The 21,174-nt window shown below is 59.9% G+C and carries 20 protein-coding genes; 7 read left to right on the forward strand and 13 right to left on the reverse strand.

Going from position 1 to position 21,174, the window contains the following annotated elements; all coding sequences use genetic code 11:
- Nucleotides 1-19: 19 nt before the first annotated feature.
- From JS46_RS05930 to JS46_RS05940, 3 genes are read right to left on the reverse strand one after another with little or no spacing between them, the layout of a single operon-like run.
- Nucleotides 20-940, reverse strand: coding sequence for a flavin reductase family protein (locus JS46_RS05930; protein ID WP_033748931.1), 921 nt, complete (start codon nt 938-940; stop codon nt 20-22).
- The gene (locus tag JS46_RS05935; protein ID WP_033748933.1) at nt 927-1,772 is read right to left on the reverse strand and encodes an alpha/beta fold hydrolase; all 846 of its coding nucleotides are present in this window, start codon (nt 1,770-1,772) and stop codon (nt 927-929) included. The genes JS46_RS05930 and JS46_RS05935 overlap by 14 nt, the downstream gene beginning before the upstream one ends.
- Nucleotides 1,744-2,346 (reverse strand): amino acid synthesis family protein, encoded by a 603-nt coding sequence (locus tag JS46_RS05940; protein ID WP_033748938.1) that lies wholly within the window; start codon nt 2,344-2,346, stop codon nt 1,744-1,746. Before JS46_RS05940 ends, JS46_RS05935 begins: the two co-directional genes overlap by 29 nt.
- Nucleotides 2,347-2,803: 457 nt before the next feature.
- Here JS46_RS05940 and JS46_RS05945 point away from each other — a divergent pair, with 457 nt between their 5' ends.
- Together JS46_RS05945 and JS46_RS05950 are read left to right on the forward strand one after the other, a co-directional pair.
- Nucleotides 2,804-3,481, forward strand: coding sequence for a GntR family transcriptional regulator (locus JS46_RS05945; protein ID WP_033748940.1), 678 nt, complete (start codon nt 2,804-2,806; stop codon nt 3,479-3,481).
- A gap of 3 nt (nt 3,482-3,484) precedes the next feature.
- On the forward strand, nt 3,485-3,769 hold the full coding sequence (locus JS46_RS05950) for a DUF1330 domain-containing protein (RefSeq protein WP_033748943.1): 285 nt from the start codon (nt 3,485-3,487) through the stop codon (nt 3,767-3,769).
- 67 nt (nt 3,770-3,836) lie between these two features.
- Here JS46_RS05950 and JS46_RS05955 read toward each other — a convergent pair whose 3' ends face one another.
- Complete coding sequence (locus tag JS46_RS05955) at nt 3,837-4,544, reverse strand: phage antirepressor KilAC domain-containing protein (protein WP_033749107.1); 708 nt, start codon at nt 4,542-4,544, stop codon at nt 3,837-3,839.
- Nucleotides 4,545-4,830: 286 nt separating this feature from the next.
- Here JS46_RS05955 and JS46_RS05960 point away from each other — a divergent pair, with 286 nt between their 5' ends.
- A complete protein-coding gene (locus tag JS46_RS05960) occupies nt 4,831-6,024 on the forward strand; it encodes a zinc-dependent alcohol dehydrogenase (RefSeq protein ID WP_033748946.1) in 1,194 nt (397 codons plus the stop codon).
- A 38-nt stretch (nt 6,025-6,062) separates the two neighbouring features.
- Here JS46_RS05960 and JS46_RS05965 read toward each other — a convergent pair whose 3' ends face one another.
- The 3 genes from JS46_RS05965 to JS46_RS05970 all read right to left on the reverse strand — a co-directional run bounded on the left by JS46_RS05965 (nt 6,063) and on the right by JS46_RS05970 (nt 7,619).
- Nucleotides 6,063-6,410, reverse strand: coding sequence for a hypothetical protein (locus JS46_RS05965; RefSeq protein ID WP_033748947.1), 348 nt, complete (start codon nt 6,408-6,410; stop codon nt 6,063-6,065).
- Between the two features lie 30 nt (nt 6,411-6,440).
- Nucleotides 6,441-6,614, reverse strand: a complete 174-nt coding sequence (locus JS46_RS24430) for a hypothetical protein (RefSeq protein WP_179944755.1) — start codon at nt 6,612-6,614, stop codon at nt 6,441-6,443.
- Between the two features lie 318 nt (nt 6,615-6,932).
- Nucleotides 6,933-7,619: a hypothetical protein gene (locus tag JS46_RS05970; protein WP_033748948.1), complete on the reverse strand. Its 687-nt coding sequence runs from the start codon at nt 7,617-7,619 to the stop codon at nt 6,933-6,935.
- A gap of 167 nt (nt 7,620-7,786) precedes the next feature.
- On the opposite strand from JS46_RS05970, the gene JS46_RS05975 reads away from it, so the two are divergent.
- Entirely contained in the window at nt 7,787-8,464 is a 678-nt protein-coding gene (locus JS46_RS05975; RefSeq protein ID WP_033748950.1) for an SOS response-associated peptidase family protein, read from the forward strand.
- Between the two features lie 84 nt (nt 8,465-8,548).
- Nucleotides 8,549-9,949: a H(+)/Cl(-) exchange transporter ClcA gene (gene clcA / locus JS46_RS05980; RefSeq protein ID WP_200879018.1), complete on the forward strand. Its 1,401-nt coding sequence runs from the start codon at nt 8,549-8,551 to the stop codon at nt 9,947-9,949.
- On the opposite strand, the gene JS46_RS05985 is transcribed toward clcA, so the two are convergent.
- The 4 genes from JS46_RS05985 to fdhF are packed head-to-tail and all read right to left on the reverse strand — an operon-like array spanning nt 9,946 to nt 15,707.
- The gene (locus tag JS46_RS05985) at nt 9,946-10,890 is read right to left on the reverse strand and encodes a cytochrome d ubiquinol oxidase subunit II (RefSeq protein ID WP_033748952.1); all 945 of its coding nucleotides are present in this window, start codon (nt 10,888-10,890) and stop codon (nt 9,946-9,948) included. The genes clcA and JS46_RS05985 overlap by 4 nt on opposite strands.
- Nucleotides 10,887-12,254, reverse strand: coding sequence for a cytochrome ubiquinol oxidase subunit I (locus tag JS46_RS05990; RefSeq protein WP_033748954.1), 1,368 nt, complete (start codon nt 12,252-12,254; stop codon nt 10,887-10,889). The genes JS46_RS05985 and JS46_RS05990 overlap by 4 nt, the downstream gene beginning before the upstream one ends.
- Nucleotides 12,247-12,735, reverse strand: coding sequence for a DUF1641 domain-containing protein (locus tag JS46_RS05995; protein ID WP_033748956.1), 489 nt, complete (start codon nt 12,733-12,735; stop codon nt 12,247-12,249). Before JS46_RS05995 ends, JS46_RS05990 begins: the two co-directional genes overlap by 8 nt.
- Nucleotides 12,735-15,707: a formate dehydrogenase subunit alpha gene (gene fdhF, locus JS46_RS06000; protein ID WP_033748957.1), complete on the reverse strand. Its 2,973-nt coding sequence runs from the start codon at nt 15,705-15,707 to the stop codon at nt 12,735-12,737. Before fdhF ends, JS46_RS05995 begins: the two co-directional genes overlap by 1 nt.
- Before the next feature lie 343 nt (nt 15,708-16,050).
- Between fdhF and JS46_RS06005 the strand changes: the two genes are divergently transcribed.
- Complete coding sequence (locus JS46_RS06005; protein ID WP_033748959.1) at nt 16,051-17,259, forward strand: zinc-dependent alcohol dehydrogenase; 1,209 nt, start codon at nt 16,051-16,053, stop codon at nt 17,257-17,259.
- An 80-nt stretch (nt 17,260-17,339) separates the two neighbouring features.
- On the opposite strand, the gene JS46_RS06010 is transcribed toward JS46_RS06005, so the two are convergent.
- A complete protein-coding gene (locus tag JS46_RS06010; protein WP_033748962.1) occupies nt 17,340-18,323 on the reverse strand; it encodes a GlxA family transcriptional regulator in 984 nt (327 codons plus the stop codon).
- A gap of 113 nt (nt 18,324-18,436) precedes the next feature.
- Between JS46_RS06010 and JS46_RS06015 the strand changes: the two genes are divergently transcribed.
- Complete coding sequence (locus JS46_RS06015; protein WP_033748963.1) at nt 18,437-19,078, forward strand: HD domain-containing protein; 642 nt, start codon at nt 18,437-18,439, stop codon at nt 19,076-19,078.
- Nucleotides 19,079-19,127: 49 nt separating this feature from the next.
- Here the strand turns inward: JS46_RS06015 and JS46_RS06020 are convergent, their stop codons facing one another.
- Nucleotides 19,128-21,080 (reverse strand): methyl-accepting chemotaxis protein, encoded by a 1,953-nt coding sequence (locus JS46_RS06020; RefSeq protein WP_033748966.1) that lies wholly within the window; start codon nt 21,078-21,080, stop codon nt 19,128-19,130.
- Nucleotides 21,081-21,174: the final 94 nt, after the last annotated feature.

The following is a 21,174-nucleotide window of genomic DNA, read 5'->3' on the forward strand; positions in this document are numbered from 1 at the left end:
GGGTACCCCGGTACGAGTTTCAGCTGGCGAATTGTTTTATTGAACCGTTGATTTCATCGCCGTAATAGATGCTGTAATTGCCGACGCTATTCTCTCTGACGAAGCGGTTCATCAGCGATTTCAGCGCCGAATCTTTGATGGAAAGCGCAGAAATTTTTTCCAGATCGAGCCATTCGCCCTGGCTGAGCGCCCCAGGCGTGCTGTCGGTCGGCAGCGCGCAGAGAAAGACAATGTGCTGCTTGTTGCTCTGGCGATCTTCGTAAACCGAATAGACGAAGCCGGGACTGGCGTTGACGCCCAGATCGGCCATCAGCGCAGTAAGGGTCTCGCTGACGCTGCCGTCGGCGACATGGCGCGAAGGCAGGCTGGCTGCGCCCTCTTTCTGCACCATGATGGCGTGGCCGTTGCATTCGATCAGCGCGCTGACTTCAACGGTCAGGCGATTGATCAGGGTTTGCGCATTCTGGTACGGCGTGAAATAGGCGCCGCGGTAATAGCCCAGACCGGCGGTCGCCTGAGAGTCGAACTCGTCGACCCTGCCGATCAGGATCGCATGGTCGCCCGCGTCCACCACCTGATGCAGCGCGCAGTCGAACCAGGCGGAGCTGCCTTCCAGCAGCGGCGTGCCGTTGTCGCTGGCACGCCATTCCACCAGCGCAAAGCGATCCTCTACCTTCGAGGCGAAGATATTCGACGTCTCTTTCTGCTGCTCCGCCAGAATATTCACCGCAAAGTGCGCGCACTCGGTAAAGTTGGCGAAGTTGGCCGAACGCTTGTCGATGCTGACCAGCAGCAGCGCCGGGTCGAGCGACACTGAGGTAAAAGAGTTGGCGGTAAAGCCTATCGGCTGGCCCGCTTTGTCGCGGCTGGTCACCACGGTGACGCCGGTCATAAAGGCGCCGAACGCGTCGCGCAGCTGTCTGCGTTTATCTGTCTGCATGAGAAACTCCTGCCAGTGCGTTGATCTGTTTTTCCGCCGCGACGGGCGCGGTTAAGAAGTCCATCATCTCCTGACTGACGCGCTCGGCGTCCGTCAGGCTCACCATATGCCGCGCGTTGGCGATAACGATCGCCTGTCCATGCGGCGCCGCAGCGGCCATGGCGCGCGCCATCTGCGGATTCGAATTGGCGTCCAGCTCGCCGGTCAGCACCAGCACCGGACAGGCCATTTCGTCCCAGCGATCGGCGTAGACCTCGTCGCCGCTGGCGAACGCCTGGTAGGCGTCGGCGTAACCCTGAAGATTGACCTGCTGCAGCCAGCCGCCGACCCGCTCGCGCAGCGCGGTTTCGTGTTCGTCGTCGCCGAACCAGCGCACCAGCGGCGAATCGAGATCGGCGCTGCCAGCCGCCAGCTCCTGAGCGCGCCGCAGTACCGCCTGACGCGCCGCGTCGCTGCGGCGGTAGACGCTGCTCATCACGATGGCGTGGCTGACGCGTTCTGGGTAGTCGATCGCCAGTCCGGCGGCGATCAGCGCGCCCATCGAGTGCCCTGCCACGGCGAAGCGTGACTCCGGCCGCTGGTCGAGAAACTCTGCCAGCCAGGCGACATAGTCCGGCAGCGAGACCGGCCGACTAAAGGCGTCGCTTTCGCCGTGCCCCGGCATATCGACCGCGATCACGTGGAAGCGCGCGCTCAGCGCCTCAATCTGCGGGTACCAGGCTTCGGCGTTCATCCCGACGCCGTGGATCAGCACCAGCGGCGCGCCTTGCCCGGCTTCGAGGTAGCTGACGCGCATCTGGCTGCTAGAGAGCCGCTGGGTTTTTCGCATCATGGCCTAACTCTTTCAGGTCGGAGTAACGGTTGCCGATACGGTGATGCGGACGGCCGCCCAGCGCCGCGCCCAGCGCGATGACGATCTCGTCGTAGCGCGGCGCGTCGCCGATAGTAAACTGCATGGTCAGGTAGTGTTCGCGGCTGCCTTCGTCGTTTTTATGCATCATCGGGATCAGCACCGGCGTGTTGGCCGGACCGCGCGTGTTGTTAAACGCCAGATAGCTTTTGCTCTGTACCGCGCTGCGGTAGTGGTTGCCGAAGTGCAGCGTGTGGATCAGTGCAGAAGCGTGTTCCAGTTCGCCATCGAGCCCGACTACGGCGCTTTTGCCAAAGGCTTCGACGTTTTCGCCGCTCCCCGCTTCTTTCAGGATCAGCCGGGTAAGCAGTTCGCCCAGCACCGGCGCGAACTCACGGATCTGCGGCGCGAGATCCTCAACGTAGCCCTGATCGGCCCAGGGGTTTTTCACTACTGCGGCGGCGGCGATCATCACCAGCGGTTTAGCGGCAGCCTTGCCGCCGTCGACGTACAGCGTTTCGGTGGTCACGAGCGTTTTACGAATGGCGGGATGCATAGTCCTCTCCTGAAAGTTATCAAAATGCTAAATGAATGTTTCGTGAGTGGTATAGCATTGAGGAAATTGCCATGTCAAAATATGGTATACCATCATACGATATGGCATTTTGATGGCTTTAGACGCGTATTCTTAGGCGTTAGCTAGCTGATTTGAAAGAGGATTTCACCCAGAGGCAATGCTGCGCTATTTAGGCGCTCGTTACTGGCAGATTTAAAATGCGTAAGCGAAAAAGACACGTGCATCAAGGCATTGCGCGTCGCCAACTGGCGCGATGCACTATTTTTTAGCAGAGTGCAAAAGTGTGAGGCGGGCCGAATTTAACGTCTGAAAGCGCATCTGCTGTTGCAGCGAGGGCATTGCGCGCGCTGATCGTTCGGTGTTAATAGTAAGTTATCTTCCGGCGCAGTCGGACCCGCGTCAGGTTTATTTATCTAATTGAATACAGAGGGATTTGATGGTTGAGAACCATTCTCTGAGAATTGAAAACGCGCCGGTGACCCTGCGCGAACTGGCGCTGAAGAAAGTGCGTCAGGCGATTATCGCCGGCTATTTTAAGGCGGGCGATCGGCTGGTGGAGCGTCAGCTTACCGAGCAGCTCGGCGTCAGCCGCAGCGTGGTACGTGAAGTGATCCGCTATCTGGAGGCGGAAGGCCTAATTGAGATCCTGCCGAAAAAAGGGCCGATCGTCGCCCTGCTGACGTGGGAGATCGCCGAGCAGATTTATAATATTCGCCTGCTGCTGGAGCAAGAAGCGGCCTATGACTGCGCGCAGCGCGCTAACGAGGCCGATAAGGCGAGGCTGCGCCAGCAGCTGCAGCAGATTGCGCAGGCGTCGCGCGAGCACGACGATATCAAGCGCGTCGAGGCGTCGCAGGCGTTTTACGAAACGCTATTCAGCGTGGCGCATCACACTATCGCCTGGGAGATTGTACAGCGTATGAACAGCCGCATCAGCCGCCTTCGCGCGCTGACGCTTGCCTGGCCGGAGCGCGAGGTAGCAGGCTTTGAACGCATGTCGCGCATCTGCCAGGCGATCGAGCAGAACGATGCGCCGCGCGCGAAACAGGCGGTTTATGAACATCTCACCGAAGCCGCCAGCCTGGCGAAGCAGATCCTTTCTCAACCGGAGTAAACCATGGCCGCATACTGGATTGCGCACGTCACCATTCACGACCCGACGCAGTATCAGCACTATATGGCGCTGGCACCCGCCGCCTTTCAGGCCTACAACGCACGTTTTCTCGCGCGCGGCGGCGAAGCGACGTCGCTGGAGGGCGCCGCATTTCAGAAGCATGTGTTAATCGAGTTCGATGACTATCAGAGCGCGCTCGACTGCTATCATTCCGCGGCCTATCAGCACGCCCGCGCCGCACGCGCCGATGTAGCAGAAGCGATGATCACCATCGTAGACGGGCTATGACGCGCCATTGAATTGCAGGCATAAAAAAACCGGTCAGCGACCGGTTTTAACATGAATGCGGCAAGATTCAGGCGGCGACGCCTTTAGGCTGCGTAGCGACATGTCCCGCCCACAGGCTGGCGACCCACTTCACCCCTTTGGCGGTAAAGCGCGCCTGCGAAAACGCATGCTGATTTTCTCCTACGCCCGAGCGCAGCGTAAAGTAGCCCGCCTGCATATGGTGATGCTGCGGCGTCAGCGTGCCTTTGTCACGGTACATGATATTGCGCTCCAGCAGGAACTGGCGAAACTCCGGCTCTTTCACCTTCAGCATTTTGCACAGCTGGCGAAAGCCAAGCGAGTCCGTCACCTCGACGAAGCGGTCAAAAAATTCCGCCTTTGGGGCGGAGAGCGCCAGCTGTTCTTCGGCGGCGCGGCGCTGCTCAAACTGCTCGGCCCAGGCGCGCGCGGCTTCGGCGGGATTGGTGAAGTCGGGCAGATGCGCCACTTTCTCACGCTCCTGCCATTTATCGAGCAGATCGGCGGTAAAGCCCGGCGACAGGCGTGCAACGGCTAACAGCGAGTCGCGCTTGTTCAGGCAGAACTCCTGACGCATCTCTCCTTCATGCTCGTAAAGGTTGATCGTCACCGGCTGCGAAAGCCGCTGCGCGGTTTCCAGGCTTTTGATCAAACGTTTTACTTCGCCGTGGGTAATGCCGGTCAGTCGGGCGATTTCACGGCTGCTCATCAGGACAGAAGCGTTGAGAGCAGAAAGATTTTCAGTAGAGAACATCATCAGCGTCACCTCATGCAAACGTACGCAGCCGTTTGGGCTGTTGAATAAGTATACAGGATACTGTTGTTATATCCAGTATTTTTTTTAAGCGTTTTACTAAGAATTTGCCGTCTCGCCTGATTGCGCAACAGCCGCCGCGCTTGCGTTACCTGTATCTGCGGCCAGGCTTAAACCAACTCCGTCTTCTACGCCAGCCATCCCTGAAAGTACGGGAAGCGCACCCCCGGCGTGGAATTTCCGTGTTGCGTCATGGCGACCGGCACACTCATCAAGAAAGGATGTTGTTATGAGAGCTCTGACCTATCATGGCCCGCACCGGGTTCGCGTTGAGACCGTTCCCGATCCTGTTCTGCAGGAGCCGGACGATATTATTTTGCGCGTGACGGCCACGGCGATTTGCGGCTCTGACCTGCACCTCTATCGCGGCAAGATCCCTGGTACCGAGCATGGCGAGATATTTGGCCATGAATTTATGGGCGAAGTCGTCGAGGCGGGTTCGGCGGTGACCAGCGTCGCCGTCGGCGATCGCGTGGTGGTGCCCTTCGTCATTGCCTGCGGCGACTGCTTCTACTGCCATCTGCATCAGTATGCCGCCTGCGAAACCACCAACAGCGGCCGCGGCGCTATCCTGAACAAAAAGAATATTACGCCGCCGGCAGCGCTGTTCGGCTTCAGTAACCTCTACGGCGGTGTGCCCGGCGGTCAGGCGGAATATGTGCGAGTGCCGAAAGCCAACGTCGGCCCGTTTAAAGTGCCGCTGACGCTACCGGACGATAAAGTGCTGTTCCTGTCCGATATCCTGCCGACCGCCTGGCAGGCGGTGCAGAACGCCGGTCTGGATAAAGGCTCCAGCGTGGCGATTTTCGGCGCGGGTCCGGTGGGGCTGCTCAGTGCCGCCTGCGCCCGCCTGGTCGGCGCGGAAGAGATCTTTATGATCGACCATAACAATTATCGGCTGGAGTTCGCCCGTCAGCGTTACGGCGTCACGCCAATTAACTTTGACGATATCGACGATCCGGCGGCATGGATTATCGAGCATACGAAAAATAATCGCGGTGTTGACGCGGTTATCGACGCTGTCGGCTTCGAAGCGAAAGGCAGCCTGACCGAAACGGTATTAAGCAACCTCAAGCTGGAAGGCAGCAGCGGCAAGGCGCTGCGCCAGTGCATCGCCGCCGTCAGGCGCGGCGGCGTGGTGAGCGTGCCGGGCGTTTATGCCGGCTTTATTCACGGCTTTATGTTTGGCGACGCCTTTGATAAAGGGCTGACGTTCAAGATGGGACAAACGCACGTGCAGGCCTATCTGCCGCGCCTGCTGTCGCTGATCGAACAGGGATTGCTGACGCCGGAAGAGATCGTTACCCACCATATGCCGCTTGAAGACGCGGCGCACGGCTATGAGATCTTCGAAAAGCGCAAGGATGACTGCCGCAAGGTCATTCTGGTGCCGGGCATGGCGTCGCAGCGCGCCGCCAGCTAACACGGTCGTCCAGGCTGCCGAAGGCAGCCTGGCGGCGGTTAACGCACGATATCTTCGTCGCTGTCGTTGAGTTCCGACAGCGAAATTTCCCGTGACGGCGCGTTATCGAGACGGTCGCCATATTCGCCGCGCACGTCCGGCAGACTGGTGAACTGGCCGTCGACAAATAAAAAGCTCAGGTGCCGGGCGACATCATTCAGCATCTCTTCAGCCTCATTTTCCGTGGCGCCTTTCGCCTCTTTGCCGTCGAGCTGCCAGCGCAGCTTGCCGCCAACCAGCTCGGCGCCGCCGATATCGACCACATGGCCGTCAATATTTTCCACCAGCAGGCGAGACTGGCAGTAATAAAGTAGGTAAGGCATCAGGTCGCGTTTATTTTCAGACATCTCTTCTCCTGCGGCAGACTATTTCTGCGGTTAAAAATGGAAATAATAACGTAGCGCATAGATCGCCCAGTAAATGGCGTTTGCAGCCAGGTAAATCCAGCATCCCCAATAGGCGACGGGTTCACGTTTGGTTCGGAGTTTGGGCAGAAAAGCCAGCAGATAACCGGCAGCGGCGATAAGCGAAACGAAATAGAAAAACTTCATCTTCCCTCCTGAAAGTCGTTTATTTCATAGAAGAATAGTCAGTTTTTAAGGTAATAGCGTGAAAGGAGCGTAAATAGATTTCAAGCTGGATTAGGCGCTACGCTTAAAAGCAACTTCAGTGGGAAAGCGTTCAACTTCGAATTTTTTCTGTGAAATCGGTTTGTTTTTTCCGCGATACCTTTACCAAAAGTTGAACTTTATCGCTATGGGTAAACTATTACCAAAATAATGCTTAATAGTGTGCGGTTGCCGGTTATTCTTTATCGCTTTTGGAAAACGCTGCCGATACTGCGCAGCGTCTTTATCCTAAACCGCGCGTCAGGAGGGCTTTTTCAACAGTCGCGGCAGCTGATTATCAAGTTCCAGCAGGCAGGCATCCATCATTTTCTCTGTTTCCTGCGTCACTTTCTGATAATTGTTCGCCTGCCATTCGGCCAGCGGCGCGGTTTTCGCCGCAGGCTCGCAGCTTGCCACCGTAAAGGCGCTAAACACCGTGCCGCCCTCAGGACGCTTATAGAAAATAACGCGATAAGAGAGGTCGTAATTGCTGTTAGCGGAGGATAAATCCGTATAGACCAGAGACCAGCTTGACGCGCCGATAATAAGCGCGTGCTGCCAGGCATAGCTTCCGCCGTTCTTATCTAAATATTCCGCGATTTTAGCTTCTGCCTTTGGTGCGAAGTAGCGGCTGGTCGGCTCCGGCAAGGCGTCTATTGTCGTGCCCCGATACCCCTTTTTATCAAACATATCGGAGCTGATGCTGGCGCCGCCCAGCAATGCGCCTACCGCGGTCAGGCCCGCAACCACGCCTGTGGAGCCAGGTCCAACGACGCGCAGGTGAGCGTCGGGATAGTGGTTGCCGTTCATATCGGTCTGCGCCAGGGTAGTTAGAACCTCCAGGCTGCTTCCGCCTGAGCCTTTAACTACCGTGGGTTTTTTGCCGCCTGCGCATCCTGCAAGGAGCATGATAGCGAGCGTGCCTGCTGCAATAGTCTTAATGTTCACTGGCCTTTCCTTTTTAACGTCCCTCATCCATCTCACGCCGCCTGTCTTCTTGCATCAGCGCTGCGCAAGACAATCTGACACTATTAACGGACAAAAACCGGTAAGCTTTAGTAATGAATTCATGCCGCTCGCCTGGCAGACTATGCTTAACAGCGGAGGTAACGACTATGTGTGGACGCTTTGCGCAGTATCGCAGCCGGAACGACTATTTTGACGCGCTCGGCATCGCAGACGACGAGCTGATTTACGATCCCGAGCCGATTGCGCGCTACAACGTCGCGCCGGGCACCCGCGTGCTGTTGCTTAACATGCGCGACGAGCATCTGCATCTCGACCCGGTATTCTGGGGCTACGGCCCCGAATGGTGGCATAAGCAGCCGCTGATTAACGCGCGTAGCGAAACCGCGCCCACCGGCCGCATGTTCAAGCCGCTGTGGCATCATGGCCGTGCCGTAGTGCCTGCCGACGGCTGGTTCGAATGGAAAAAAGAGGGTAGCCGCAAACAGCCCTTTTTTATCTATCACCAGCAGCATGAGCCGCTGTTTTTCGCCGCTATCGGCAAGGCGCCCTTTGATAAAGAGCATGGGCATGAGGGATTCGTTATCGTGACCGCGGCCAGCAACAAAGGCATGGTAGATATTCACGATCGTCGTCCGCTAGTGCTGCGCGCCGACGCGGTGGAGGAGTGGCTCAGCGAGGAAACCTCGCCTGAACGGGCGCAAAAAATCGCCGAGCAGGCGGCGCTGCCGGAGACGGCATTTCGCTGGCATCCAGTGACGAAGAAGGTCGGCAATATCCATAATCAGGGCGAAGAGATGATTGAGGAGACGGTCGAAGCGGAGTAGCCGCGTTAGCGAGCAAATGATCTCAATGCAGGACGGAAAATGGCGATTGCAGTAAACTTCAGCTCTCCTTTTCTGCAGCAGTGAATGACAGTGAATAACGAAACGCACTCCTCAGTTAACGTTCCTCAGTCGATCCCGGCGCGCAATCGCATGTTCCGGGCGTTGCTTAACCGCGATAAAACCCCTGTCGCGGTGCTTATCTCCGCCGCGCTGGTCGGCGTCATCGTCGGGCTGGTCGGCAGCGCATTCGCCAGCGCGGTCCACTGGGTGCAGCACTGGCGTCTGTCGCTGGCCGATCCGACGCTGCTCAGCGGCTGGAAGCTCTATGCGCTGGCATTTATGCTCTCCGCGCTGCTGGCGATGGTGGGTTATTTTCTCGTGCGCCGCTTTGCGCCGGAAGCCGCAGGCTCCGGCATCCCTGAAATCGAAGGCGCGCTGGAAGAGCTGCGTCCCGTACGCTGGTGGCGCGTTATCCCGGTGAAGTTTTTCGGCGGGATGGGCACGCTGGGCGCGGGCATGGTGCTGGGTCGCGAAGGACCGACGGTGCAGCTTGGCGGCAATATCGGCCGCATGGTGCTCGATCTACTGCGTATTCGCAGCGACGAAGCGCGCCACTCGCTGCTGGCGACCGGCGCGGCGGCGGGGCTGGCGGCTGCTTTTAACGCGCCGCTGGCGGGCATCCTTTTCATCATCGAAGAGATGCGGCCGCAGTTTCGCTACAACCTCATCTCTATCAAGGCGGTCTTCACCGGCGTCATTATGGCGAGCATTGTCTTTCGCCTGATCAATGGCGCGCATCCGGTCATCTCCGTCGGCAAACTGGCGGACGCGCCGGTAGAGACGCTGTGGCTCTATCTGGTGCTGGGTATGCTGTTCGGTATGGTGGGCGTCTTGCTTAACCGGTTGATTTTTCTCTGTCAGGATGCCTTCGCCCGGCTCTATGCCGGGCGGATCTGGCGCGCGGTCGCCATCGGCGGCGCGCTCGGCGGCGGCTGCGGTCTGCTGGCGCTGTGGTTCGCGCCGGGCGCAGGCGGCGGGTTCGAGCTGATCCCGCAGGCGACCGGCGGCCACTACACCTTCGGCGTGCTGCTGGTGATCTTTGCGGTGCGATTGTTCACCACGTTGCTCTGCTTCAGCTCTGGTGCGCCAGGCGGCATTTTCGCGCCGATGCTGGCGCTGGGCACCGTGCTGGGCACCGCCTTCGGCGTGCTGATGGCGGATCTTTTCCCGCTCTACCATTTGCAGCCCGCCACCTTCGCCATTGCCGGCATGGGCGCGCTGCTGGCCGCGTCGGTGCGCGCGCCGCTGACCGGCATCGTGCTGGTGCTGGAGATGACCGATAATTATCAGCTGATCCTGCCAATGATCGTCACCGGACTGGGCGCGACGCTGCTGGCGCAGTTCCTCGGCGGCAAGCCGCTCTACTCGTCTATTCTGGCCCGCACCCTGGCGCGGCAGCAGCAAACGGAGAGCGGCAAGGCCTAGCGCACTTTGCCGCGAAATACCCAAAACGCCCAGCTGTGATAGAGCAGCGTCAGCGGCATCACGATGGCGGCGCCGATCAGCACAAAGCGCTGCGTCGTAGGCGAAGCGGCGCTGCGGTGCAGATCGTGCTGGTACGGAATAAGCCAGGGATAAAATCCGCAGGCGACGCCCGTGAACACCGCAGCAATCAACCACAGCGTTAATGCCAGCTGCCATGTTGGGCGACCACGCCACAGCGCCAGCAGCTGAGCCAGCCAAAAGATGAAAATCAGCGTAATGGCGATCTTACCCGGCCAGCGCTGCCAGCTTGCCGACCAGATATCGCCGTTAAGCAGCAGCACCGAGAGAAAAATCACCAGCGACAGCATCCAGAACAGCCAGGCCAGGATGCTGGCCCGCTCGTCCGTATCCTCGCCGACGCGCCAGCGGATCCAGCAGCAGCCGAGCAGCAGATAGATCACCACCAGTCCCACGCCGCACAGCAGCGGCGTCAGGGCGAAGCCGGTTTCCAGCCCGCGCTGCGGATCGGCGCTAAACACGACGCCCGCGCACCAGCCCTGCAGAAACGCTGCCAGCGCCGAGCTGGCGCACATCAGGCGATCCAGCCAGTGGCGGAAGGCTTCGTCTGCCTGCGCCCGATACTCCAGCGCCAGGCCGCGCACAAACAGCGCCAGCACCATGGCGAAAACCGGCGCGCACAGGGTGCTGAACAGCTGGCTGTAAGCCTGAGGAAAAAGCGCGAACATCCCGCCCGCCAGCAGCACCAGCCAGGTTTCGTTAGCGTCCCAGACAGGCAGCAGCGTATTGATCATCCGTTTACGCTGCGACTCCTGGTGAAACGCCAGCAGCAGCATGCCGACGCCCAGATCGGTGCCGTCGAGCAGTACATAAATCAGCATAGAGAGCAGCAGCATCAGGGCGGCAAGGTCGGCGATAGTCATGGCGCTGTCCTGATCTCTTGCGTGACAACGTCACCCCCTGGCTTCAGCGGCGCAGACACCATGCGAAGCAGATAGCGCAGCCCCAGTGCGAAGCTAAGGCCGTAAACCACGACGATAGCCATAAGCACCGCTATGGTCGTAGAGAGCGACAGTGGTGAGAGGCTGTCGGCGGTGCGCAGCATGCCGTAAACCGTCCAGGGCTGACGGCCGATTTCCGTTACCAGCCAGCCCGCCAGCATAGCGATAAAACCTGCGGGGGAAAGCCATACCAGCATACGCAGCAGGCGGCGCGAAGTGGTCAGTCGTCCGCGCCAGTGCTGTACGTTCGCCACCAGGCTGGCGAGCAGCATCACCACGCCCAGCCCCACCATCAGGCGAAAAGCGAAAAAAACCGGCGCGACCGGCGGCAGAGTCTGCGCGTCGAATTCACTCAGGCTTTTGATGTGTCCAGAAAGATTATGACGCAGATAGAGCGAGGCGATATCGGGGATCGCCAGCTCCAGCCGGTTGCGCTGCGCCTGCTGGTCAGGCAAGGCGAACAGCCGCAGCGGCTCGCCCTCGTTCGCCGCAGGCGGATGCCAGCTGCCTTCTATCGCCGCCAGCTTGGCGGGCTGGTGCGCCAGCGTATTCTCGCCATGCAGATCGCCGACCACTACCTGGAGCGGCACCGCCACCAGCGTGAACGTAAGCGCGGCCGTCAGCATGCGCCGCGCCGCCTGCTCCTGAGCATCGAGCAGTAAACGGCGCGCCGCCACGCCCGCGATCATAAAGGCCACGGCAATCAGCGAGGCCAGCAGCATATGGCTAAAGCGAAAGGGAAACGACGGCGCAGAGAGCACCATCGCCCAGCTTTCCGGCTGAAAGCGCCCGCTTTCGTCAAGCGTAAAGCCCACCGGCGTTTGCAGCCAGGAGTTGGCGGCCAGGATCCAGAAGGCGCTCAGCAAGGCGCCGAGCGTGACAAAGCAGGTGACGATAAAATGAACGCCCGGCTTGATTTTTCCCATGCCGAACAGCATCACGCCGGTTAGCCCCGACTCGAGAAAAAAAGCCACCAGCACTTCGTAAAACAGCAGCGGGCCAATGACGCCGCCGACTTTTTGCGACAGTCCGGCCCAGTGAGTGCCGAACTGCACCTCCATCACCACGCCGGATACCGCGCCGATCGCCACCGTCAGGGCAAAGATTTTCAGCCACAGCAGCAACGCCTCGCGTGCGCCCGGCTGCTTTCCCCACAGCCAGCGCGCTTCAAACCAGAGCAGAAACGGCGCCAGCCCCAGCGTCAGCGCCGCCAGGGTGATATGCATACCCATCGTCAGGGCGAACTGGCCGCGCGACAGCAGCAGCACCCATTCCGCGTCACTCATTGCTTGGCTTTCCGCTGTAGCGGGTGATCGGCTTCTCCTCCTCGCGCTGCATGCCGGCGGAAAAAGCCTCCAGCGCGGCGAACAGCGGCCGCAGTCCCTGCCACAGTTTTTCGTCGCTCAGCAGATGCAGCACGCCGCGCAGGCCCGGCGCAGCGTGGCCCTCCTGCTGCGTGGCGTCGCTGGCGGGCTTCATCGCCATCGCGGCGTCGCGCAGCGCCAGCAGAATATGGTTGAGCCGCTCCGGCGGAATGGTGCTCAGCGTCATCAGGATCAGCGATATATTCTGCAGCGCGCTCTGCGTGCCTGGCCGGTTCAGGCCGGCAACCAGAATTTTGCCGATATCGTTGTTGGCCTTGATGGCGTCGTTCGCCAGCCGCAGAAAACCGTGCTCATGCAGATTTTCCACCAGTTCGTCCATCGCTTCCTGCGCGGTTTTTTCAGTGCGCGTCGGCGGTACGGTATAGGACAGTCGTTCTGCCATTAGAATTTCTCCGGGTGTTCAACGTGTTCAGGCGGCTCGACATAACCTTCCTGCTGCCATTTCTGCTCAATGGGCAGATGATCCAGCGGCGTGCGCTGGCCGTGGCGGAAATTATGGCGCGGAATCGGATTCGGCTGCGGCGTGCGCGCCAGTTTCGTCATATTGACGGCAATCTCTTTGTAGGCCGGGGTGTTGACGTCGGGATCGTGATGCTCGCCCGTCAGGCCGTTGACGCCCGGCTTGCCGTGATGGATCGGGATAAAGAGCACGTTGCCCGCCACGCGATTGGTCACCACCACCGGTACCTCCACCGTGCCGCGCCGCGATGTCAGCGTGACCCACTCGCCCTCTTTCAGCCCACGCGCCTGCGCCAGCTGCGGCGAAATCTCCACAAACCAGTTAGGCGAGAGCGACATCATGCGGCCGCCCTGGCCCGTCTGGTTGGTGGACTGGAAGTGTTCCAGCATGCGGCCGTTATCCAGCATCAGATCGTATTCCGCGTCCGCCTCTTCCATTGGCCGCTGCCACTCCAGTGGGTAGAGCCGCGCCTTGCCGTCCGGGAACTTGAATTTATCGGTATAGAGCAGCGGCGTGCTCTCGCCGTCCGGCGTCACCGGCCAGATCTGCGACTGCCAGCCCACCAGCCGCTCGTAGCTGACGCCGGCGAAGATCTCCGCGATGCCGGCCGCTTCCGCCATAATCGCGCCCGGGTTGGGGTAGTTCCAATGATGACCCAGCCGCGCAGCCAGCTCGGTGAAAATCCACCAGTCAGGGCGGCTATCGCCCAGTGGATCCATCGCCGGCGAGAAGTGCTGGATGCGGCGCTCGGTGTTGACGAAGGTGCCCTCTTTCTCCACGCTCGGGCAGCCCGGCAGCACCACGTCGGCGAACTCGGCGGTGCGGCTCATGAAAATATCCTGTACCACCATAAAATCGAGGCGGCTGAAAGCTTCATGCACTTTGGTGGAGTCCGCATCGGAGAAAGCGGTCTCTTCGCCGGTGATATACATGGCGCGCAGTTTTCCTTCGTGCGCGTGCTGCACCATCATAAAATTGTCCGCGCCGGGCTGGTCGGAAAGCGCCTCCGGGTTGACGCCCCAGGCGCGCGCCCATTTTTCGCGTATCAATGGATCAGAGACTTTTTCATAACCGGGATAGATGTTGCTGAGGCAGCCGAAATCGCTCGCGCCCTGTACGTTGTTGTGGCCGCGCATCGGATAGCCGCCGGTGCCTGGACGCCCGTAGTTGCCGGTCACCAGCAGCAGATTCGACAGCGCCGTGCTGGTGTCCGCGCCGTGGCTGTGCTGGGTAATGCCCATCGCCCACAGCAGGCAGACGCTGCCCGCCTGGCCGATCATCTCCGCCGCCGTGGTAAGCTCTTCCACGCTCAGGCCAGTGACTTCGCTGGCGAAGTCCAGGGTAAAGGGCGCCAGCGACGCTCGATACTCCTCGACCTGATTGACGCGCTGCGCCAGGAATGCCTCGTCGGCATAACCGTGATCGAACATATATTTCGCCATCGCCGAGGCCCACACCATATCGGTGCCCGGCTTGATGCGCAGGAACTGGTCGGCGCGCTCGGACATCTCATGTTTGCGCGGATCCACCACCAGCAGCTTCTGCCCGCGATGCTTGTGGCTCTGCTTGATGTGCGAGGCGATAACCGGATGGTTCTCCGCCAGGTTGCTGCCGACGGTGATTATCAGATCGGTTTTCTGCAGGTCGCGAATGGTGCCCGCGTCGCCGCCGTAACCCACGGTGCGAAACAGTCCTTCGGTCGCCGGGTTCTGGCAGTAGCGCGACGAGTTATCGACGTTATTAGTGCCGAAAATCAGGCGGGCAATTTTCTGCGTCAGGTAGGCCTCTTCGTTGCTGGCCTTGCTGGAGCCGATAAAGCCGATAGCGTCGCCGCCGTACTGACTCGCCACGTCGCGCAGCCCCTGCGCCACGCGATCCAGCGCTTCATCCCAGCTGGCTGGACGGAAGCGGCCGTTTTCGCGGATCAGCGGCGTGGTCAGGCGCTCCGGGCTGTTAACGAAGTCCCAGCCGAATTTGCCTTTTACACAGGTGGAAATGCCGTTGGCGGGCGCATCCGCGACCGGCTGCACTTTCAGGATATGGCGATCGCGCGTCCAGATTTCGAAGCTGCAACCCACGCCGCAGTAGGTGCAGACCGTTTTGGTGCGCTTAATTTCCGCCTGACGCAGCGCGTCATCGATCAGCGAGATGCCGGTGATCGGCTCCATGCCGATGCTGTTCTCCAGCGATTTGACGAAATCGATCATCGGACGTTTCAGCCCTTCATCCATCGCGGTAAAGGGTCCCGCGTCGGGCTGCATGGTCTTCTCCAGCAGCGCGTTGCAGGGACAGACCGTCACGCAGTGGCCGCAGCTGACGCAGCTCGATCCGGCGATCTGGGTGCCGCCGTCCCACAGTACGCGCGGATGCTCCTGGGTGTAATCGATGCTCAGCGTCTCATTCACCTCGACGTTCTGACACGCCTCGACGCAGCGTCCGCAGAGAATGCACTGGTCGGGATCGTAGGTGTAAAAGGGATTCGAGTGATCCTTGCTGGTGGGCTTGCGCTGGTAGGGGTAATACTGAATCGGGATATGCATATCCGCGACGGTGTTATGCAGCGTACAGTCGCCGGTGTTGTGCTCGCAAACCGTACAGTAAAGCTCGTGGCGATTCAGGATGCGATCCATCCCTTCCTGCTGCGCGGCGCGCGGCCACTCCCCTTCGCTATTGATTTCTAGTCCCTGGAAAGTGCGCAGCGTACAGCCGCGCACCTTTTCCCCGTTGGCTTCCACCCAGCAGACATCGCAGCTCTCCAGCGGCTGCAGCGCCGGGTGGTAACAGACGTGAGGCAATTTTTTTCCCTGCTCGGTGAGAAAGTCGATCAAGGGCTGATTAACGGCGCCCACCAGGGGTTCGCCATTATAAATAATGGTACAGGTTTTCTCTGACATTTAACGCCTCGTTCTCGACATTGCAATTGGCTTCTGCCAGCGTGCTTTTTGTTTGTTATGTAAAGTTATGTCTTCAGCTTAGCGACTATTACATTGCCTGCCATTTAACGGCTTCGTTTATTAACCACAGCCTGGTGAAAATAGCCGCATTTAATCTTGGATTTACTCATAAAAATTCAGCTATTTCAGATATTTATGTTTATTTACGCGAGAGATCCCAAAAATTGTTAAACATTGCTAACCGTCGCGCTTATTTATCTGTCGCGCAGGATTTCTGACGCTTTCTATACTTTTTAGTCTGACTTGTTTCCAGCAAACGACATATATGCGACAGAGGTGAATAATGAAGGCACTAGTCTGGCACGGCGTGGGAAATATCCAGCTGGATAACGTTCCCGATCCGCAAATCGAACAACCGGGCGATGCCGTCATTCGTATTACCGCCTCGGCGATCTGCGGCACGGATCTGCATTTTATTCGCGGCACCTTTAGCGATATGCAGCCCGGCACCATTCTCGGCCACGAGGCGGTAGGCATCGTTGAACAGGTAGGCGACGAGGTGCGCAACTTCAGTCCGGGCGATCGCGTGGTGGTCTGCTCCACCGTCTCCTGCGGCGTTTGTCCCCCCTGCCGCGCCGGTCATACGGCGCAGTGCGACAATGCTAATCCCAACGGCCCTGAGGCGGGCACCTGCTTTTTCGGCGGCCCCAAAGCCACCGGCCCGGTAAATGGTTTGCAGGCAGAGAAAGCACGCATTCCTTACGCCGCCAATACGCTGGTAAAAATTCCTGACGGGGTGACCGACGATCAGGCCATCCTGATCAGCGATATCTTTCCTACCGCCTGGTTCGGCGCCGAGTTAGCCGATATCACGCGCGGCGATATCGTAGTGGTGTTCGGCTGCGGACCGGTCGGGCAGTTCGCCATCGCCAGCGCCCTGCTGATGGGCGCGGCGCGGGTAATTGCGGTGGATTGTCATGAGGATCGACTGGCGATGGCGCGCCAGCAGGGCGCGTTCCCGGTTAACTTCGAACGCGAAGATCCGGTGGAGGCGATCAAAATGCTGACCGGCGGCACCGGCGCGGACTGCGCCATCGACGCGGTAGGCGTTGACAGTCAGCATGCTCATCACGGCCCGGCCAGCGAGGAGGCCGAAGAGAAAGCGGAGAAATTCAGCGAGGAGGTGGCGCAGGTGGCGCCTGAAACCCATCCGCAGGATGGCAACTGGGTGCCGGGCGATGCGCCGACCCAGGCGCTGGAGTGGGCGATCGCGGGCGTGAAAAAGGCGGGTCGCATTAGCATCATTGGCGTTTACCCTCCCACGGCGGAGGTCTTCCCCATCGGCAAAGCGATGAACAAGAACCTGACCCTGAAGATGGGCAACTGCAACCACCATACTCATATCCCCTATCTGCTGGAGCTGACGCGCAGCGGCGTTATCGATCCTGCCAAAGTGCTGACCAAAGTCGAGCCGATTGAGGATGTGATTAAGGCTTATGAGGCGTTCGACAAGCGCGAACCCGGCTGGATTAAAGTAGAGCTGGAGACCTGAACAGCCAGTGGGTCACTTTTGTGCTGCATTTAAGCTCTGACTACGCCCCGCTCGGGGCGTTTTCGTTTAACTGGCACGGGTTATTCTCGGCACGGCACGGCGGACGACTGCAAAAACAGGCGTCGATACACCGCCGGCGTCATGCCGGTGCGCCTGGCAAAAGCGCGGCGCATGACGTCGCCGCTGCGGTAGCCGCACGCTGCCGGAATCGCCTTGAGCGGCAGCCGTCCCGCTTCCAGCAGTTCGCGCGCCTTTTCGATACGGGCATCCTCCAGCCAGCTTCCCGGCTGCATATCCAGCTCCTGGCGGAACAGACGTCCGAGATGACGCACGCTGAGATCGATATGCGCCGCCAGCTCCTGCACGCCGCCAATCTCTGGCAAATGGGCCAGCGCCCAGCGCTGCAGCTCCTGCAGCGCGGCGCGGCCGCTGAGCGATACGCTATCGCGCCGGGCGAAGTGGCCCTGATTGACCGGCCGCCGGAAAAACATCACCAGATTCGCCGCTACCTCTTCCGCCACCTCGCGCCCCAAATCTTCCTCTACCAGCCGCAGTGCCAGATCCAGCCCGGCGGTCACGCCCGCCGAGGTGCGCAGCGGCCCGTCAGCGATACAGAGCGCGTCCGGTTCGACCCGCGTCTCGGGGCAGCGCTGCGCCAGCAGATCGGCGCAGGCCCAGTGCGTCGTCACGCGCCGCTGTCGCAGTAGCCCGGTTTGCGCCAGCAGCAGCGCACCGCTGCAAACGGAGCCGTAGCGCTGGCTGCGCGCGCAGATCGCGCTCAGCTGGGCGCACTGCGCCTCGTTTAAAAAGCAGTGTTGCGCATCTGGCGCGCCCGCCACCAGCAGCGTATCGATCGGATGGCGACCCGCCTCGTGCAGCAGGAAATCGGCGCTAAGCCGCACGCCGGAAGAGGAGGTAATGGCGCTGGCATCAGCCGCCATTACGCGCAGGCTGTAAAACTGGCGACGCAGCGTGCGGTTCGCCTCGGCGAAGACGTCGAGCGGGCCGGAAACGTCAAGCAGCTGCACGCCGGGCAGCGCGAACAGGGTAACGGAATGAGACATGATTACGGGGTGTCCTGAACTGCTGTTATGTCCTGAATCATCGTTATAAGACAATTTGAGACAGCGATCATCCGTTTTATGCTCACTGGCAGCTAACCCAACGGAGAATCCTGATGAGCTTTCATATAAACGGTATTGCCATTCCTGACACACAGCTCGCCCGCGACGCTACCGCTTTTATCCGCGACAGCGAATCCGATTTGCTGTTTCACCACTCCAGCCGCGTTTACTACTGGGGCGCACTGGCGGGCCAGCAGCGCGGGCTGAAGTTCGATCGCGAACTGCTCTATGTCGGCTGCATGTTTCACGATATCGGCCTGACGCAGGTGCACTGCAGCTGTGACAAACGGTTCGAGGTAGACGGCGCAAACGCGGCGAAAGCTTTTCTGGCGGGTTACGGCATTGCGCAAAGCGATATCGACAAGGTCTGGACGGCTATTGCCCTGCACACGACGCCCGGCATTCCTGAATTTATGGCGGCGGAGATTGCGCTGGTGACCGCAGGCGTTGAAATGGACGTGCTGGGCATCCGCTACGACGAGTTTAGCGACGAGGCGCGCGAGGCGGTGGTAAGCCAGCATCCGCGCAGCGCCGCGTTTAAAGAGGAGATTATTCAGGCCTTCTATGACGGCATTCAACACAAACCGCAGACCACCTTCGGCAACGTCAAGGCGGATGTGATCGCGGACAAGCAGCCTGGCTTCGCGCCGCTTAATTTTTGCAGCATCATTCGGCAGTCGCGCTGGCCAGGCTAAGTGTCGGTACTAAAAAAGCAGCCTTACGGCTGCTTTTTTTCGCTTCATGCTAGGCAGGCTGCCCCTCCAGCCGGAACTGTTCGACCGACTGCGCCAGCAGAGAGGAGTGATCCTCCATCGCGCTGGCGGCGGCGGAAATCTCCTGCACCAGCGCGGCGTTCTGCTGTGTCACGCTGTCCATCTCGTTGACCGCCACGGAAACCTGGCTGATGCCGCGGCTCTGCTCGTCGGAAGCGGTGGCAATCTCGTCGATAATCGCCTGCACCGAGGTCACCGCCTGGGTGATCTCCTGCATGGTGTCGCCCGCATGACGCACCAGGCTAACGCCGCTGTCAACGCGCTGCGTCGACTCTTCGATCAGCGAGGCGATATCTTTTACCGCCGCGGCGCTGCGCTGCGCCAGATTGCGCACCTCAGACGCCACCACGGCGAAACCGCGGCCCTGCTCGCCGGCGCGCGCCGCTTCTACCGCCGCGTTAAGCGCAAGGATATTGGTCTGAAACGCAATGCTGTTGATGATGGCGGTGATATCGCCGATCTTGCGCGCGCTGTCGTTGATTTGCGCCATGGTCTGCACCACCTCGCCCACCAGCGCCTCGCCTTTGCGCGCGGTCTGAGAAGCGTTTTCCGTCAGCGACGTCGCCTGATGCGCATTGGCGGCGTTGTGTTTCACCGTCGCCGTTAGTTGTTCCATGCTGGCGGCGGTCTCCTCCAGCGCGGCGGCCTGCTGCTCGGTGCGCGACGCCAGGTTGATATTGCCTTTGGCGATCTCCTCCGCGCCGTCGCGCACCGAGGCGCTGGTCTCTTTAATATGGCCGACCATCGCAATCAGCCGCGCCTGCATGGTATGCAGCGCATAGAACAGGCTGCTCTGATCGCCCGCCTTCAGCGGAATGCGCGTATTGAGCTGCCCATCCGCTACCGCCAGCGCAAAGGCGGCCGCATCGGCGGGTTCACCGCCCAGCGGACGCAGCACGATGCGGCTGAAGACCACGCCCAGCAGCAGGCTCACCAGCACAATGCTTGCCAGCATCATCCACAGGGCGTTGTGCAGCTGCTGACGCGCGGCGCTCATCACTAAGTCCAGCGGCGCGGCAACGCCCAGATACCAGACGTTGCTGCTGTTGCCGATAGCAATCGGCTGCCAGGTCATCAGCGATTTTTCGCCGAGCAGCGCATCCTCCTGCTCTGTCACCGCGGTGGTCAGGTGGCTTTTGTCGCCCTTCCACTGCTGGTTATTTTGCGCTTTATCGGGCGAAGAGACGATCTTACCGCCGCTGGAGAGCAGCATGGCGTAGCCCGCGCCCTGCCAGGGTTTGATCTCATTTACCCGCTGCTGCAGCTTCGCCAGCGAAATATCGGAAGTAACCACGCCCCAGAGTTTGCCGCGATCGATAATCGGCGTGGTGATCGAGGTCAGCAGCGTCGGCACGCCGTTATAGGCATAGCTGTAGGGTTCGGTCGGAAAGTCCTTGCGCGTACGCTGCGGCACCAGATAGTAATCTCCCTGGCCGGGCGTCAGATAGGAGGTCAGGGGATGCATTTTATAATTGCCCGCCTGATCGACATCGACAAACCAGGCGTAACGCCCTTCCGGCGCCTGGCCGCTCTGCGCGGCGAACTCGGCGTCGCGTCCGTCGAAAACATCTTTTTCCAGGATAACGGAAATGGAGAGGTAGTCAGGGTTGCTGCGCAGCGCATATTCAGCCAGCTTGTCGGCGACGTGGCGATCGTGCACGCCGGCATCCGGCAGCGCGATGATACTTTGCCCCAGACTCTGCGCCACATCGCGCGCATGGTTAAGGCTTTGCTCTACTTCCAGCGCCTTGCTGCGCGCAATCTGTTGCAGATACTCTTCCGCCAGCGTGCGCTGCGCCTGGCCCGACTGCCAGCTCAGCACGCCGATAGTGACGGCGAAGCCGGTGGCGATGGTCAGCGCGCCGGTCAGCAGCATCATGGCGCGGGTACTTAATCTCTTTTTCGGAACGCGATCCGCTTTCATTATTGGTTTCCCCACTTTTCGGATACAGGCGAATAAAACAGCAGCGCTGTTAAAAACCTTATCGGCGTGGGCGATTGAAACTTAAGCAGCTAAA

The sequence above is a fragment of the Pantoea sp. NGS-ED-1003 genome, from assembly GCF_000738765.1.
GTDB classification, from domain to species: Bacteria; Pseudomonadota; Gammaproteobacteria; order Enterobacterales; family Enterobacteriaceae; genus Pantoea; species Pantoea septica.